At 65.4% G+C, this 14,452-nt stretch carries 15 protein-coding genes; 9 read left to right on the top strand and 6 right to left on the bottom strand.

Annotated elements, in window-relative coordinates; translation table 11 throughout:
- Nucleotides 1–132 precede the first annotated feature (132 nt).
- The 3 genes from AB5S05_RS14495 to htpX all read left to right on the top strand — a co-directional run bounded on the left by AB5S05_RS14495 (nt 133) and on the right by htpX (nt 2,764).
- Nucleotides 133–1,344: a pyridoxal phosphate-dependent aminotransferase gene (locus AB5S05_RS14495; RefSeq protein WP_369288230.1), complete on the top strand. Its 1,212-nt coding sequence runs from the start codon at nt 133–135 to the stop codon at nt 1,342–1,344.
- A 4-nt stretch (nt 1,345–1,348) separates the two neighbouring features.
- Nucleotides 1,349–1,801 carry a hypothetical protein gene (locus AB5S05_RS14490; RefSeq protein ID WP_369288229.1) on the top strand — a complete coding sequence of 151 codons (453 nt, stop codon included), beginning with the start codon at nt 1,349–1,351 and terminating at the stop codon, nt 1,799–1,801.
- A 90-nt stretch (nt 1,802–1,891) separates the two neighbouring features.
- The gene (gene htpX, locus AB5S05_RS14485; RefSeq protein ID WP_369288228.1) at nt 1,892–2,764 is read left to right on the top strand and encodes a protease HtpX; all 873 of its coding nucleotides are present in this window, start codon (nt 1,892–1,894) and stop codon (nt 2,762–2,764) included.
- Between the two features lie 46 nt (nt 2,765–2,810).
- On the opposite strand, the gene AB5S05_RS14480 is transcribed toward htpX, so the two are convergent.
- Nucleotides 2,811–3,467, bottom strand: coding sequence for a thiopurine S-methyltransferase (locus tag AB5S05_RS14480; RefSeq protein WP_369288325.1), 657 nt, complete (start codon nt 3,465–3,467; stop codon nt 2,811–2,813).
- A 99-nt stretch (nt 3,468–3,566) separates the two neighbouring features.
- On the opposite strand from AB5S05_RS14480, the gene AB5S05_RS14475 reads away from it, so the two are divergent.
- Entirely contained in the window at nt 3,567–4,334 is a 768-nt protein-coding gene (locus AB5S05_RS14475; RefSeq protein WP_369288227.1) for a DODA-type extradiol aromatic ring-opening family dioxygenase, read from the top strand.
- 65 nt (nt 4,335–4,399) lie between these two features.
- On the opposite strand, the gene AB5S05_RS14470 is transcribed toward AB5S05_RS14475, so the two are convergent.
- Complete coding sequence (locus AB5S05_RS14470) at nt 4,400–6,061, bottom strand: DEAD/DEAH box helicase (RefSeq protein WP_369288226.1); 1,662 nt, start codon at nt 6,059–6,061, stop codon at nt 4,400–4,402.
- Nucleotides 6,062–6,452: 391 nt separating this feature from the next.
- On the opposite strand from AB5S05_RS14470, the gene AB5S05_RS14465 reads away from it, so the two are divergent.
- Nucleotides 6,453–7,244, top strand: a complete 792-nt coding sequence (locus AB5S05_RS14465) for a crotonase/enoyl-CoA hydratase family protein (protein WP_369288225.1) — start codon at nt 6,453–6,455, stop codon at nt 7,242–7,244.
- 18 nt (nt 7,245–7,262) lie between these two features.
- Here AB5S05_RS14465 and AB5S05_RS14460 read toward each other — a convergent pair whose 3' ends face one another.
- Nucleotides 7,263–8,036 (bottom strand): spermidine synthase, encoded by a 774-nt coding sequence (locus tag AB5S05_RS14460; RefSeq protein ID WP_438943581.1) that lies wholly within the window; start codon nt 8,034–8,036, stop codon nt 7,263–7,265.
- A 211-nt stretch (nt 8,037–8,247) separates the two neighbouring features.
- Here AB5S05_RS14460 and AB5S05_RS14455 point away from each other — a divergent pair, with 211 nt between their 5' ends.
- From AB5S05_RS14455 to AB5S05_RS14440, 4 genes are all read left to right on the top strand, one after another.
- Nucleotides 8,248–9,594, top strand: a complete 1,347-nt coding sequence (locus AB5S05_RS14455; RefSeq protein ID WP_369288223.1) for a class II 3-deoxy-7-phosphoheptulonate synthase — start codon at nt 8,248–8,250, stop codon at nt 9,592–9,594.
- A gap of 110 nt (nt 9,595–9,704) precedes the next feature.
- Nucleotides 9,705–9,881 carry a DUF2897 family protein gene (locus AB5S05_RS14450; protein ID WP_369288222.1) on the top strand — a complete coding sequence of 59 codons (177 nt, stop codon included), beginning with the start codon at nt 9,705–9,707 and terminating at the stop codon, nt 9,879–9,881.
- A 169-nt stretch (nt 9,882–10,050) separates the two neighbouring features.
- Nucleotides 10,051–11,262, top strand: a complete 1,212-nt coding sequence (locus tag AB5S05_RS14445) for a hypothetical protein (RefSeq protein WP_369288221.1) — start codon at nt 10,051–10,053, stop codon at nt 11,260–11,262.
- Nucleotides 11,263–11,322: 60 nt separating this feature from the next.
- A complete protein-coding gene (locus tag AB5S05_RS14440; RefSeq protein ID WP_369288220.1) occupies nt 11,323–12,081 on the top strand; it encodes a CPBP family intramembrane glutamic endopeptidase in 759 nt (252 codons plus the stop codon).
- Here AB5S05_RS14440 and AB5S05_RS14435 read toward each other — a convergent pair.
- The 3 genes from AB5S05_RS14435 to AB5S05_RS14425 all read right to left on the bottom strand — a co-directional run bounded on the left by AB5S05_RS14435 (nt 12,032) and on the right by AB5S05_RS14425 (nt 14,451).
- Nucleotides 12,032–12,853 carry a substrate-binding periplasmic protein gene (locus AB5S05_RS14435; protein WP_438943580.1) on the bottom strand — a complete coding sequence of 274 codons (822 nt, stop codon included), beginning with the start codon at nt 12,851–12,853 and terminating at the stop codon, nt 12,032–12,034. The genes AB5S05_RS14440 and AB5S05_RS14435 overlap by 50 nt on opposite strands.
- A 76-nt stretch (nt 12,854–12,929) precedes the next feature.
- Nucleotides 12,930–13,715 carry a substrate-binding periplasmic protein gene (locus AB5S05_RS14430; RefSeq protein ID WP_369288323.1) on the bottom strand — a complete coding sequence of 262 codons (786 nt, stop codon included), beginning with the start codon at nt 13,713–13,715 and terminating at the stop codon, nt 12,930–12,932.
- A gap of 112 nt (nt 13,716–13,827) precedes the next feature.
- Nucleotides 13,828–14,451 (bottom strand): TetR/AcrR family transcriptional regulator, encoded by a 624-nt coding sequence (locus AB5S05_RS14425; protein WP_369288219.1) that lies wholly within the window; start codon nt 14,449–14,451, stop codon nt 13,828–13,830.
- Between the last annotated feature and the right edge of the window lies 1 nt (nt 14,452).

Below are 14,452 nucleotides of genomic sequence, written 5' to 3'. Positions count from 1 at the left end.
TTTGCCAAGGTCGGGCCGCCACGTATCATTCGACCCCAGTCTGTCACCCGCGTTACCCGCTGCCAAGACTCGCCGAATCGAGACTTTTACAGCGTTATTCAGCGGGGGTTTCCTCTATTCGGGATCATTTACATGCAGTTCAGCAAATCCAACAAGCTCGCCAACGTCTGTTATGACATTCGCGGGCCGGTGCTCAAGCACGCCAAACGCCTGGAAGAGGAAGGCCATCGCATCCTCAAGCTGAACATCGGCAACCCCGCCCCCTTCGGCTTCGAAGCGCCGGAGGAAATCCTTCAGGACGTGATCCGCAACCTGCCCACCGCCCAGGGCTACAGCGATTCCAAGGGCCTGTTCAGCGCGCGCAAAGCGGTGATGCAGTACTACCAGCAAAAGCAGGTCGAAGGCGTCGGCATCGAAGACATCTACCTGGGCAACGGCGTCTCCGAACTGATCGTGATGGCCATGCAGGCGCTGCTCAACAACGGCGACGAAGTGCTGATCCCGGCCCCCGATTACCCCCTGTGGACCGCGGCGGTGGCGCTATCCGGCGGCAAGCCGGTGCACTACCTGTGCGACGAGCAGGCCGGCTGGTTCCCCGACGTGGCGGACATGCGCGCCAAGATCACGCCCAATACCAAGGCCCTGGTGCTGATCAACCCGAACAACCCGACCGGCGCGGTTTACTCCAAGGAAGTGCTGGCGGACATCGTCGAGTTGGCGCGCCAGCACAACCTGGTGCTGTTCTCCGACGAAATCTACGACAAGATCCTCTATGACGAGGCCCAGCATATTTCCACCGCCTCGCTGGCGCCGGATGTGCTCTGCCTGACCTTCAACGGCCTGTCCAAATCCTACCGGGTCGCCGGCTTCCGCTCCGGCTGGGTGGCGATTTCCGGGCCCAAGCAACGGGCGCAGAGCTACATCGAAGGCCTCGATATCCTCGCCAACATGCGCCTGTGTGCCAACGTGCCGAGCCAGCACGCTATCCAGACCGCCCTGGGCGGCTACCAGAGCATCAACGACCTGGTCCTGCCCAACGGCCGCCTGCTGGAACAGCGCAACCGTACCTGGGAGCTGCTCAACGACATCCCCGGGGTCAGCTGCGTCAAGCCCATGGGGGCGCTCTACGCCTTCCCAAAGATCGACCCCAAGGTCTGTCCGATTCACAACGATGAGAAGTTCGTGCTCGACCTGCTGCTCTCCGAGAAGCTGCTGATCGTCCAGGGCACGGCGTTCAACTGGCCCTGGCCCGACCATTTCCGGGTGGTCACCCTGCCCCGGGTCGACGAACTCGAGCAGGCCATCGGGCGCATCGGCACCTTCCTCAGAAGCTACCGCCAGTAAGCCCATGGACCTGCAGATAGACGACTTCTACAAGGATGCCGCCGCCGGCCTGTTGCTGCTCTATCAGGCCTTTCCGCGCAAGGTGGCGCTCTACGTCGAGGACCTGATCGGGCGCGAGGAGCCGGACGAGTTCGGCCTGCCGAGCAAACGCCACCAGAGCTGCCTGGGCACCCTGCTGTGGCTGGCCGAGGAAGGCTATATCCGCTTCGACTCGACCATCGCCTACGACGCCCTGGACCAGGCGGTGCTGACCGAGAAGGGCTTTCTGCGCCTGTCGCGCAGCGTGCCACACGCCCTGCGCGAGGGCGAGCCCCTGCCCCCCAGCGTGCGTCGGGTACATGCCACCCTGGCCTTTCAGTTGCGCGAAGCGCTGACCCAGCGACACGGCGAACGAGTCGCCCGCCTCACCCGCCTGCTGTTCGAAAGCACCCTGAACGGGACAAGCGACATAGTTTGAAATAGTCGCTCGGTTGAATAGCCGAGGGGCCCGCCCTTATATAGCCGGCATAAGCAGGACGTCTTTCCCCGTGAGGAGTAGTTTCACACCATGATGCGCATCTTTCTGTTCCTGGCCACCAACCTGGCGGTTCTGATCATCGCCAGTATCACGCTCAAGCTGCTGGGTGTTGATCGCTACACCGGCCAGAACTATGGCAGCCTGCTGATTTTCTGCGCGGTGTTCGGTTTCGCCGGCTCGCTGATCTCGCTGTTCATCTCCAAGTGGATGGCGAAGATGAGCACCGGCACCGAGATCATCAGCCAACCGCGCACCCGCCACGAGCAGTGGCTTATGCAGACCGTCGAGGAACTGTCGCGCGAGGCCGGCATCAAGATGCCGGAAGTGGGGATCTTCCCGGCCTACGAGTCCAACGCCTTCGCCACCGGCTGGAACAAGAACGACGCACTGGTCGCGGTCAGTCAGGGCCTGCTCGAGCGCTTCTCGCCGGATGAGGTGCGCGCCGTGCTGGCCCACGAGATCGGCCACGTGGCCAACGGTGACATGGTCACCCTGGCCTTGATCCAGGGCGTGGTGAACACCTTCGTGATGTTCTTCGCGCGGATCTTCGGCAACTTCGTCGACAAGGCCATCCTCAAGAACGAAGGGGGCCATGGTATCGGCTACTTCGTGGCGACCATCTTCGCCGAGCTGGTGCTGGGCATCCTGGCCAGCATCATCGTCATGTGGTTCTCGCGCAAGCGCGAGTTCCGCGCCGACGAGGCCGGCGCCCGCCTGGCTGGCACCGGCGCGATGATCGCCGCCCTGCAGCGCCTGCGCGCCGAGCAAGGGGTCCCGGTGCACATGCCCGACAGCCTGACCGCCTTCGGCATCAATGGCGGCCTGAAGCAGGGCCTGGCCGGCCTGCTGATGAGCCACCCGCCGCTGGAAGAGCGCATCGAGGCATTGCGCCAGCGCGGCTGAGCGGCACAGTGAAGGCGACCCTGGGGTCGCCTTTTTACTGCCTGGATCAACGCTTGCGCAAACGATAGACCGCCTCGTCCAGCGCCCGCAGCTCATGCTTGATGAACTTCCAGTTGCCCGCCAACACGTCCAAGCGCTCCAGCTCCTCGATCTGCCAACCCTCGCCGAAACGCTCGCGAACCTCGGCGTCGCCGACCGAGAAAGGCGGGCCATTCATCTGGCTCTGCTGATAGTCCAGAGTGATCAACAAGCCCGTACAGCCCGTCGGCAGAATCGCCTGCAGATGCGCCGCATAGCGTTCTCGCATCGCCTCCGGCAAGGCAATCAGCGCGGCCCGGTCATAGAGGCCGACACAGTCGGCCACGTCCGCTGCAGTCAGGGCGAAGAAGTCGCCACACCAGAGCTCCAGCGCCCCGGCACGGTAGACCTTGAATGCCCCGCGCTCGATCACTTCGGCCTGCAGGCCCTGCTCGGCAAGGAAGTCTTCGATAGCCTTCTGCGCCAGCTCCACCCCCAGCACCCGATGCCCCTGCGCCGCCAGCCAGACCAAGTCAAGGCTCTTGCCGCACAAAGGCACCAGCACCCGCCCGCCCTGAGGCAGATCCAGCGCCGACCAGTGCCGTTGCAGATAGGGATTGACCTCACCCAGGTGAAAGCCGATCTGATCCCGCGCCCAGCGCTCCAGCCAGAATTCCTCGTGCACCATGACCTCACTAATTCGATGGATAAGCTCAGGATTTTACGCTGGATATCGATCTACCCAACCGCGACCATGGTCACATGCTACCGCTGGAGTTATCCGATGCTACCCACCCTGTTCATCTCCCATGGCTCACCCATGCTTGCGCTGCAGCCTGGCGCCAGCGGCCCTGCCCTCGCCCGCCTGGCTGCCGAACTGCCCAGCCCCCGCGCCATCCTGGTGCTTTCGGCGCACTGGGAGAGCCGCGAACTGCTGGTCAGCGGCGCCGCCAGGCCCAAGACCTGGCACGACTTCTACGGATTTCCGGACGCGCTCTACGAGGTGCAATACCCGGCGCAGGGTAACCCGGCACTGGCCGGCGAAGTCGTCGAACAACTGGCCAGGGCCGGCCTGCCTGCACGAATCGATCCGCAGCGGCCTCTCGATCACGGTGCCTGGGTGCCGCTGACGCTGATGTATCCGCAGGCCGAGATCCCGGTGGTCCAGCTGTCATTGCCCAGCCATCAGGGGCCCGCCGCACAGACCCGCGTCGGCCAGGCCCTGAGCGGACTGCGCGAACAGGGCGTGCTGCTGATCGGCTCCGGCAGCATTACCCATAACCTTGGCGAGCTGGACTGGCACGCCGGGCCTGAGGCGGTCGCACCCTGGGCCCAGGTTTTTCGCGACTGGATGGTGGAAATGCTGGCTTCCGGAGATGAAGCGGCGCTGCACGACTACCGCCGACAGGCTCCCCACGCCGCGCGCAATCACCCAACCGACGAACACCTGCTGCCGCTGTACTTCGCCCGCGGCGCCGGTGGTAGCTTCAAGGTCGAGCACAGCGGCTTCACCCTCGGCGTCCTGGGCATGGATATCTACAGCTTCAATTAACCGTCACAGCACGCGACAGACACAAAAAAGCCCCGCGAGCGGGGCTTTTTCGATTCACGCCAGGATCAATCTTCGCGGTAGCGACGCAGCTTCAGCGGCTTGCCAGCGACACGAGTGTCCTTGAGCTTGCCGAGCAGGCGCTCGAGACCATCTTCGGGCAGCTCGACCAGGCTGAAGCTCTCGCGCACCTGGATACGGCCGATGGCGTCACGGGCCAACCCGCCCTCGTTGAGGATGGCGCCCAGCAGGTTCTTCGCCGCAATACCGTCACGCGCACCCAGCGCGGTACGGCAGCGGGCGCGACCTTCGCCCAGCGGCATCGGTGCGCGACGCTCGCGGCTGTCGCCACGCTCGGACCGCTCGCTGCGCTCACGGGGACCACTGGTGGGCACCAGCGGCTGCTCGCGTTCGACTTCCGCCAGGGTCAGCGCCTGGCCATTGGTGGCCTTGCGCAGCAGGGCGGAGGCCAGCGCACGCGGACTGCAGCCGATATCGGCGGTCAGGCGGTCGAGCAGATCGCCATGGCTGGCCTCCGCATCGGCCACCAGCGGCGCCAGGCTGGCGGTGAGCTTCTTGATCCGCGCGTCCAGCACCTGCTGGGCGTTGGGCAGCTTGACCTCGCCAACCTTCTGCCCGGTAACGCGCTCGATCACCTGCAGCATGCGGCGTTCGCGCGGGGTCACCAGCAGCAGGGCGCGACCGGTACGACCGGCGCGGCCGGTACGACCGATACGGTGCACGTAGGATTCCGGATCGTAGGGCATGTCCACGTTCATCACATGGGTGATGCGCGGCACGTCGAGGCCGCGGGCAGCGACGTCGGTGGCGATGACGATATCCAGGCGGCCATCCTTGAGCGAGTCGATCACCCGCTCGCGCTGGTTCTGGGCGATGTCGCCGTTCAATGCAGCGGCCTTGTAGCCCTTGGCTTCCAGCGCGGCGGCCAGATCCAGGGTGGCCTGCTTGGTGCGCACGAAACCGATCAGCGCATCGAACTCCTCGACCTCCAGCAGACGCAGGACCGCGGCGTGCTTCTGGTCGGCATGGACCATCAGGTGAGCCTGCTCGATGGCCGTCACTGTCTGGGTCTTGGAGGCGATCTTGATGTGCTGCGGATTGCGCAGGTGCTTCTCGGCGATGGCGCGGATCGAGTGCGGCAGGGTCGCGGAGAACAGCACGCTCTGACGGCTTTCCGGCATGGCTTCGAAGATCACTTCGAGGTCGTCCATGAAGCCCAGCTTGAGCATTTCGTCGGCCTCGTCGAGGACCAGGTACTGGATGGTCGACAGCACCTTCTCGTCACGGCGCAAGTGGTCGACCAGACGTCCCGGAGTGGCGACGATCACCTGGGCGCCCTGGCGGATGGCCTTGAGCTGCGGGCCCATGGGCGCGCCGCCGTAGACGGCAACGACATTCAGGCCGGGCATCTGCTTGGAATAGGTTTCGAAGGCGGTGGCCACCTGCAGGGCCAGCTCGCGGGTCGGCGCCAGGATCAGCGCCTGCGGCTCGCGCTTGGCCGGGTCGATCTTGGACAGCAGTGGCAGAGCGAAGGCCGCGGTCTTGCCGGTACCGGTCTGCGCCTGACCGATCATGTCCTGGCCGGCGAGGATCACCGGAATGGCCTGCGCCTGAATCGGCGAAGGCTCTTCGTAACCGACGGCGGTCAGTGCGGCGAGAATGTTGGGGTGAAGTCCGAGCGCGGCGAAGCCGCCGATTTCCTGGGTCATGGGTCTGCCTCAAGTGCATCCGCAAAGACCCATGTTCCAAAGCTGCGCATGCCGTGTAAGACCCGAAAGTCACCCTGGCAGCCCTGTCGGCGGGGATTTGCGAAAACGTAGTGAAAAATGAATCGTCAAGGATAGTCCGCTAGGCGAACCGGCTGCCGAGGATAGCCCTCGAGCGAATTGCGCTACCTGAACGTGGCCATGAATTGACCGGCGCGCACTATACCCGAAATCCTGACAGTTGTGCTGGTTTTGCCCGAATAAAAGCCAAGGACCGCTGGACGGTCATATTTCACCGGCAAGCTGGCCCCGAGCCGGACAGCCTTGGACATGGCCATGCAGGGGGGCTATACCCTTGCAGTCTCCCTCATTTTCTGCACAAGGACCCTGCGCCATGACTCACAGCAGCAACGGCCGTGTCAGCCGCGAAAATCGCGGCCATATCATGCTGATCGGCCTGGACCGCCCGGCCAAGCGCAACGCCTTCGACCTCGACCTGCTCAATGACCTGTGCCTGGCCTATGGCGAGTTCGAGCGCGACGGCAACGCCAGGGTCGCGCTGATTCACGCCCATGGCGAACACTTTACCGCCGGCCTGGACCTGACCAAGGTTGCCGCGAGCTTCGCCGCCGGCTGGCAGATTCCCGAAGACGGGTGCGACCCCTGGGGCGTGTTCGGCGGACCGCGGGTGAGCAAGCCGGTGATAGTCGCCGCCCAGGGCTATTGCTACACCATCGGCATCGAACTGATGCTCGCCTCGGATATCAACCTGTGCGCCAGCAACACCCGCTTCGCCCAGATGGAGGTGCAGCGCGGCATCTTCCCGTTCGGTGGCGCCACCCTGCGCCTGCACCAGAGCGCCGGCTGGGGCAACGCCATGCGCTGGTTGCTCACCGGCGACCCGTTCGATGCCCACGAGGCCTACCGCCTGGGCCTGGTTCAGGAAGTGGTGGCCAGCGAGGAGCTGATGCCGCGCGCACTCCGGCTGGCCGAGCGGATCGCTGCCCAAGCGCCACTCGGCGTACAGGCGACCCTGGCCTCGGCGCGTCAGGCGGTGTATGAGGGTGAGGCCGCGGCAGTGGCCAAGTTGCACCCGACCGTGACCCGCCTGATGGCCAGCGAAGACGCCCAGGAAGGCGTGCGCGCCATGCTCGAGCGCCGCCCCGGCGACTTTCGGGGGCGCTGAGCGCGGCCCCCCCAATACTCAACTGGCGGGCCGCAGCGCCTGGATCAATGGCCGCAAGGAATAGCCGAGCCGCGGCGCCAGGTCCTCGGCGCGCTGTTGCAGGCCGTCCAGGTCGAGTTGCTGATCGAGGTCGGCCGGCACCAGCAGGATCACGTTGCCCTCCTTCACCGGGCACTCCCAGTAATGGCGATGATAGAGGCCGCGTAGCAGCGGTGCCCCCAGGGGCTTGCCATCGTCGTTGGCCCACTGATTGATGATCAGCCAGCCGCCGGGATTGAGCTGCTTCTGGCAGCTCTCCAAAAAGCGCCAGGCCAGGTGACCCGCCCCGGGACCGTGATCGGTGTAGAGATCGAGAAAGATCAGGTCGGCGGTCTCCGCGGTTTCCAGCAGTTGCAGGGCGTCGCCGATGCGGATGGTCAGGCGCGGGTCGTCCTCCAGACCCAGGTACTGCATGGCCAGGCGCGGCACCTCCGGACGCAGTTCGATGGTCTCGACGTCGTCCAGCGGCAGGAACCTGAGGCACGCCTGGGTCAGGTTGCCGGCCCCCAGGCCGAGAAACAATGCGCTCTCCGGCGCCGGGTGGCACAGCGCGCCAAGCAGCATGGCGCGGGTGTAGTCGTATTCCAGCCAGCTGGGGTCGGCGGTAAACACGCAGCTCTGCTCGATCGAATCGCCGAATTCGAGAAAGCGGTAGTCGCCGATCTCGACCACCCGGATCACGCCGAAGGGGTCATGCACCTCGGCAAGCACGACCTCGTCTTTCATTTCGTCCACAGGGGGCAAACCTGGCATCCCGCACTCTCCGGCGTGGCTCCCCTGGCCGGATGGCGCCGGGAGTAAGTGATAATTGTCGACGAAGCGCGCCACCCCGGTCACGCGATAATTTCCGCCTACGACGGCGCCATCCATGCAGACGCTCTATCACGGCGATCGGCTTGCCGTAGCGCGGCTATGGGTTACCATGCCCATCTGCCTAATAAACTGCCCCGAGCCGAGAACCCCGATGTCGCAACCCTGGAGCCCCGAAAGCTGGAGAAACAAGCCAATCCTCCAGCAACCGATCTACCCCGACGCCGCCCACCTAGCCAAGGTCGAGCAGACCCTGGCCGGCTACCCGCCGCTGGTGTTCGCCGGCGAAGCGCGCGAGCTGCGTCGCCAGTTCGCCGAGGTGACCCAGGGCCGCGCCTTCCTACTGCAGGGCGGCGACTGCGCCGAGAGCTTCGCCGAGTTCAGCGCGGCGAAGATCCGCGACACCTTCAAGGTGCTGCTGCAGATGGCCATCGTCATGACCTTCGCCGCCGGCTGCCCGGTGGTCAAGGTCGGGCGCATGGCCGGCCAGTTCGCCAAGCCGCGCTCGGCCAACGACGAGACCATCGGCGACACCACCCTGCCGGCCTACCGCGGCGACATCGTCAACGCCATCGGCTTCGACGCCGCCAGCCGCGTGCCCGATCCGGAGCGCCTGCTGCAGGCCTACCACCAGGCCACCGCGACCCTCAACCTGCTGCGCGCCTTCGCCCAGGGCGGTTTCGCCGACCTGCACCAGGTGCACCAGTGGAACCTCGACTTCATCGCCAATTCGGCGCTGGCCGAGAAGTACAGCCACCTGGCCGACCGCATCGACGAGACCCTGGCGTTCATGCGCGCCTGCGGCATGGACGGCTCGCCGCAGCTGCGCGAGACCAGCTTCTTCACCGCCCACGAGGCGCTGCTGCTCAACTACGAAGAGGCCTTCGTACGCAAGGACAGCCTCACCGGCGGCTGGTACGACTGCTCGGCGCACATGCTCTGGATCGGCGACCGCACCCGCCAACTGGACGGCGCCCACGTCGAATTCCTGCGCGGGGTCGGCAACCCGATCGGGGTCAAGGTCGGCCCGAGCATGGACAGCGAGGAGCTGATCCGCCTGATCGATGTGCTCAACCCGGACAACGACCCGGGTCGTCTCAACCTGATCGTGCGCATGGGCGCGGACAAGGTCGAGGCCCACCTGCCGCGCCTGATCCAGAGCGTACAACGCGAGGGGCGCCAGGTGCTGTGGAGCTCCGACCCGATGCACGGCAACACCATCAAGGCCTCCAGCGGCTACAAGACCCGTGACTTCGCGCAGATCCTCGCCGAAGTGAAGCAGTTCTTCGCCGTGCACCAGGCCGAGGGCAGCTACGCCGGCGGTATCCACATCGAGATGACCGGGCAGAACGTCACCGAGTGCATCGGTGGCGCCCGGCCGATCACCGAGGACGGCCTGTCGGATCGTTATCACACCCACTGCGACCCGCGGATGAACGCCGACCAGTCGCTGGAGCTGGCCTTCCTGATCGCCGAGACGCTCAAGCAGGTGCGCCGCTAGGCAATCACCCGGCGGCGGGCTCCGGCCCGCCGGGTCGACCAGCAACCAGTAACCTGACAAGCCGGGCCCGGCGCGATATGGTGAAGCATCCGAGCCTCAAGGAGCCATGCATGCCCTGGTATATCTGGCTACTGATCATTCTCGTCCTAGGCTCTATTGTGGGCGGGTTGCTGGTGCTGCTGCGCACCGCCAAGCCACTGCCACTGAGCGAAGAGCAACTGCAGAAAATCCGTGAACGCAAAGCCGAGATGGAAGCCCGGGACGCCAAGGAAGCTGACAAGCGCTAGCCTGCTGGCTGTGCTGCTGCTCACGGCGGGCTGCGCGCAGCTCGCGCCGGCGCCGCACGCCGATCACTGCACGCAGCTGTTCGATCGACTGGCAAGGGTCAGCCAACCCCACCGGGATGCTCAGTACCGTCTTCTGCCCGGATTCCCAGGGCTGCGCAGCGATCGCCTTTTGGCGACGCTTGGCCGCAGCGCCGACACTGCGCAGCAGCGCCGCCTGTGGCTGCAGCGTTCGGCCGCGCGTGACGCCGAAGCCAGCCAGGTCGAAATCGCCCAACTGCCCGCCGGCCCGCGTCGCCACTGGTCGACCGCATCCCGCCAGGATCAGCTTGCCGCCTGCCGTCACGCGCAGATACGAGGTCTGAGCGACGACCCACAAGGCTTCGCCAGCGCCGTCCAAGCCGCCCAGGTACCGGACGATTACCACGACTGGGCAAGGGTACTGGGCCTCAACCCGCTGTTCGAGCCCATCTTTCGTCGCGGCATCGCCGCCTGGCAGCAGGCGGCAGCGCAGACGCGAGCACCGCAGGACAGGCCAGACTGGTTGAGCTATCAACCGCTCCAGCCCGCATCGCCGGCCGTCCCGCTGGAGCTGCGCGAGGATGCCCTGGGTCTGCCGCAGACGAGCGGCGAACAGCTTCTGTTGCTGTTCGCGCGCCATGCTCCCTGGCTTCGCGTCGAACAGGCCAGCCACAGCGATCGCATCGGCAGCCCCTACTACGCGATCGACGGCAGGCGCGCCTTCAACACCGCCCAGGCGCGCGTCTATCGCCACCACGGCTGGAGTCGGCTGGATGGTCGCTGGCAGCTGCAACTGGTCTACCAGTTCTGGTTCGCCCGGCGACCTAAACCCAGCGCCCTGGACCTCTATGGCGGCGAGCTGGACGGCCTGCTCTGGCGCGTGACCCTGGACCAGCAGGGCAATGCACTGCTCTACGACAGCATCCATCCCTGTGGCTGCTGGCACCGCTTCTACCTGCCGGCAGGCTCGCCGTTGCGTTTTCGCCAACCGCCCGACGAGGAGTCCCGCCTGGCCACCCGCCTCGCCCTGGACGGCCGGCAAGCGCCGACGCTATGGCTGAACGCCAGCGAGCACAGCCTGGTCTGGGTCGACGGACGCAGGCCAGCAATGCCTTCGCTGAGCTATCAGCAGGCCGCGCTCGATCATCTGCGGCGATTGCCCCACCCCCGAGGTCGGCGCAGCCTGTATGACGCCGGCGGTCTGGTGCGCGGCAGCGAGCGCCTGGAGCGCTGGCTGCTGTGGCCCTCCGGAGTCCCCTCACCCGGCGCCATGCGCCAGTGGGGGCACCACGCCACGGCCTTTATCGGCCGCGCCCACTTCGACGATCCGCAGCTACTTGAGCGCTACTTCACGCGTCCTTGAAGCGCCATTGGCCCTGGACACAAGCAATCGCTAGACTGCGCGCCCCCAACTGGAGGTGCCATGCCCCTGTACAAGCGCTTGCTGTTCCCCTGTCTGGTCTTGGCCCTGGGCGGCATCTTTGGCTTTATCGACTCGAGCGGGCTGGCCATTGGCGCCGCTTACATTCTTCTGCTGCTGGCCGCCGACAAGCTGCTGCCGGGACCGCTCTGGTGGAGCCTGAGCCTGCTCGCCAGCACCGCGCTGGCCGCTCACCTGCTGCCGGGCTTTGGCGCCTGGCAGCTGTGGCCGGCGCGGCAGATCAGCGGTGATGCGCCGCCCTATGCGCTACGCCTGTCCTGGGACAAGCTGCTGGTCGGCCTGACCCTGCTGAGCTGGTGGCTCGGCCAACCGCGCCAGCCCGCGAGCTGCCCCCGCTTCGCCTGGTCCCTGGGTTTGCTGACGCTGGTCTGCGTTCCCTTGCTGGCGCTGGAGCTGGGCCTGGTCGCGTGGCAGCCGAAATGGCCGGACGGCCTGTGGCTGTGGCTGGCGGTGAACCTGGGGGTTGCGGTGCTGGCCGAAGAGTTGCTGTTTCGCGGGCTACTGCAGACCCGCCTGGTGGGCTGGCTGGGTATCTGGCCCGGAATCGTCCTGACCGCCCTGCTGTTCGGCGCCGTACATGCGCCCTTCAGCCCGCTGTTCGCCCTGGTCGCACTGGCGGCGGGCCTGGCCTACGGACTGGTCTTCCACTACAGCGGTCGCCTGAGTCTGGCTCTGGCCCTGCACGGCGCGGTCAACCTCCTCCACCTGCTGCTGCTGAGCTATCCGCTGCGCGTGGCCTGACGGCGATCTGGTAACGGCCGAATATTCCGGCCAGGCGGCCGTTGCCACGCAACCGGTCGAGGAGCACGGCGATCTGCTCGGCCTTGATCGGCGAGCCGGGGCGCACCAGCACCTGGTGGCGATAGAGCTGGTCGATACGCTCGGAGACCAGCAACTGGTCGACATACTCGGGATGGCGACCGAGAAAGTCGCCGATATAGGAACGCGTGATCAGGGCGATGTCGGCGCGTTTGCGCAGGACCATCAGCAGGTTGCTGTCGTGGGAGTAGGTCAGGGTTGCATTGAAGTCCCTCTTCAGGAACTCGGGGTCCGAGTTGAAGTCGGCAAAGGCATAGTGGTAGCCGCTGTACAAGGCCAGCCGCTTGCCGCGCAGGCGGTTGAAATAGCTCTGATCACGCCCCGCAGCGACCCGGGCGACAAACACCTCGGCATCCTCCAGGCCCATGTCCAGCGCCTCGTGAGGAATACCCTGCCAGCCCCAGGCCGGGTTCTCGAAGATCGCCAGGTCGAGTCGGCCCTTCTCGAAATCCTGAAAACGTCGGGGCACCGAGGTCGGCACCAGGACGAAGCGGAACTCGCCCTGGGCCTGGTTCAATGCCTCCAGCAGCTCCGGCAGCAAGCCCTGGGCTGGCGTCGACTCTGGCTTGACCACATAGGGCGGGAAATGCACCCCGGCGACGTTCACCAGCTGTTCGGCGGCCAGCGGCCCGCCCAACAACATGGCCACCAGCAATCCCCCGGCCCGGGCAAACCTGTGCATGGACATGCTCATCTACTCCTTCCAGTTGCCGGGTCATCGCCGCCTGTAGACAGATTACTCGGGGCAAGGCCGGCCGAACAGCCCGGTTTCAGGGGACCGCCCCGGTGACCTGCAGCGCCAGATGGTATCGAGCCAACAAGTCATTGAGTTGACCCTGACGATTGAGTTCGCGCAGCAAATCGGCAAACACCGCTGAGGTCAGCGGCGCCTGAGGGCGGAACAAGGCCTGATGCTGATACACCTGATCGACCCGCTGCGACACCAGTAGCTGCGAACGCTCACGGGGATGGCGCTCGCGATAGATTTCCAGGTAGGAGCGGGTAATCACCGCGATGTCGGCGCGCTGGCGCAGGATCATCTGCAGATTGCTGTCATGGGAGTAGGTGAGGATTGCATCGAAATGCTGGTTGAGATAGTCGGGATCGGCATTGAACCCGGCAAAGCCGTAGTGATAACCGCTGTACAACGCCAGGCGCTTGCCTTTTAGACGCTCGAAGTAGCGCTCATCGCGCCCAGGTTCGGCATGGGCGACGTAGACCTCGGCATCTTCGATATGCAAATCCAGCGCCCGGTGCGGCGTATCCTGCCAGCCCCAACTCGGCGACTCGAACAGGATCAGGTCGAAACGGCCGCTCTGCAGATCACGGTAGCGCCTGGCCACCGAAGTCGGCACCAGATCGAACTGATAGTCGTCCTGCAGGCCATTCAAGGCGGCCAGCAGTTCCGGCAACAGCCCGCCGGGCTCGGCGCCCTCCGGTTTGACCGCATAGGGCGGAAAATGATAGGCGCCCACGCCCACGCGCACCTGCTCGCCGGCCATCGCCGGCAGGCCGGTCAGCAGACACAGGGCAATCAGTAGACTCTTGAACAGCATCGGCACACGGCTACCTCTTAAACTAAACCAGACCGCACGCTGCTCCCTGTGTGCTACCAACGGCCTGCCCTGCCCTGATATCCAAATGCCCTGCAAGCATAGCCGAAGTCACTCAGCTTTCTTTAAGAACCAGCGACAGCGCCTGCTCTGCCAGCTGCTCCAGGCTCATGGGGCCCTCGGGGTGGAACCAGGTGGTGGTCCAGCTCAATGCGCCGGTGAGGAAACGCCGCAGGATGAAGGGGTCGGCCTTGAAATAACCGGCCGCCCTGGCCTCCTCCAGCACCTCGAGCCATAGCTGCTCATAGGTGTCACGCAGCTCGAGGATGAATCTCTGGCCGTCAGGCGAGAGCGAGCGCCACTCGTAGACCAGTACCGCCATGGCCTCGCCGGTGCCACCCATGATCGACTGTAGTTCGCAGCGGATCAGCGCCAGCACTCGCTCGCGCAGGTCGCTTGCCTCGGCCAGCGAGGCCTGCATCAGGGCGGTGTTGTAGCGGATGGTCTCCTCCATCACCGAGCGCAGGATCTCGTCCTTGCTCTTGAAGTGATGAAAGATGCTGCCCGACTGGATACCCACCGCACTGGCCAGGTCGCGCACCGTGGTGCGCTCGTAGCCCTTGCTGCGAAACAGGTGGGCGGCGGTCTGCAGCAGCTTGCCCCGGGCGCTGTCAGGATCGGTGATCTGGCCGTCGGCCACCAGATCGCGCATCACCGCCTGAGCTTGTAGATCGTCCACG

It is taken from the genome of Pseudomonas zhanjiangensis, from assembly GCF_041027545.1.
Lineage (GTDB): Bacteria > Pseudomonadota > Gammaproteobacteria > Pseudomonadales > Pseudomonadaceae > Aquipseudomonas > Aquipseudomonas zhanjiangensis.
Note: the sequence above shows the minus strand (reverse complement) of the source record. Positions and strands in the feature narration are given on the sequence as shown.

What these genes read in the sequence shown, in the direction of transcription:
- AB5S05_RS14495 (WP_369288230.1), top strand. Translation starts at nt 133, where the DNA reads ATGCAGTTCAGCAAATCCAACAAGCTCGCCAACGTCTGTTATGACATT.
- AB5S05_RS14490 (WP_369288229.1), top strand. Translation starts at nt 1,349, where the DNA reads ATGGACCTGCAGATAGACGACTTCTACAAGGATGCCGCCGCCGGCCTG.
- htpX (WP_369288228.1), top strand. Translation starts at nt 1,892, where the DNA reads ATGATGCGCATCTTTCTGTTCCTGGCCACCAACCTGGCGGTTCTGATC.
- AB5S05_RS14475 (WP_369288227.1), top strand. Translation starts at nt 3,567, where the DNA reads ATGCTACCCACCCTGTTCATCTCCCATGGCTCACCCATGCTTGCGCTG.
- AB5S05_RS14470 (WP_369288226.1), bottom strand. Translation starts at nt 6,061, where the DNA reads ATGACCCAGGAAATCGGCGGCTTCGCCGCGCTCGGACTTCACCCCAAC.
- AB5S05_RS14465 (WP_369288225.1), top strand. Translation starts at nt 6,453, where the DNA reads ATGACTCACAGCAGCAACGGCCGTGTCAGCCGCGAAAATCGCGGCCAT.
- AB5S05_RS14460 (WP_438943581.1), bottom strand. Translation starts at nt 8,036, where the DNA reads ATGCCAGGTTTGCCCCCTGTGGACGAAATGAAAGACGAGGTCGTGCTT.
- AB5S05_RS14455 (WP_369288223.1), top strand. Translation starts at nt 8,248, where the DNA reads ATGTCGCAACCCTGGAGCCCCGAAAGCTGGAGAAACAAGCCAATCCTC.
- AB5S05_RS14450 (WP_369288222.1), top strand. Translation starts at nt 9,705, where the DNA reads ATGCCCTGGTATATCTGGCTACTGATCATTCTCGTCCTAGGCTCTATT.
- AB5S05_RS14440 (WP_369288220.1), top strand. Translation starts at nt 11,323, where the DNA reads ATGCCCCTGTACAAGCGCTTGCTGTTCCCCTGTCTGGTCTTGGCCCTG.
- AB5S05_RS14435 (WP_438943580.1), bottom strand. Translation starts at nt 12,853, where the DNA reads ATGAGCATGTCCATGCACAGGTTTGCCCGGGCCGGGGGATTGCTGGTG.
- AB5S05_RS14430 (WP_369288323.1), bottom strand. Translation starts at nt 13,715, where the DNA reads ATGCTGTTCAAGAGTCTACTGATTGCCCTGTGTCTGCTGACCGGCCTG.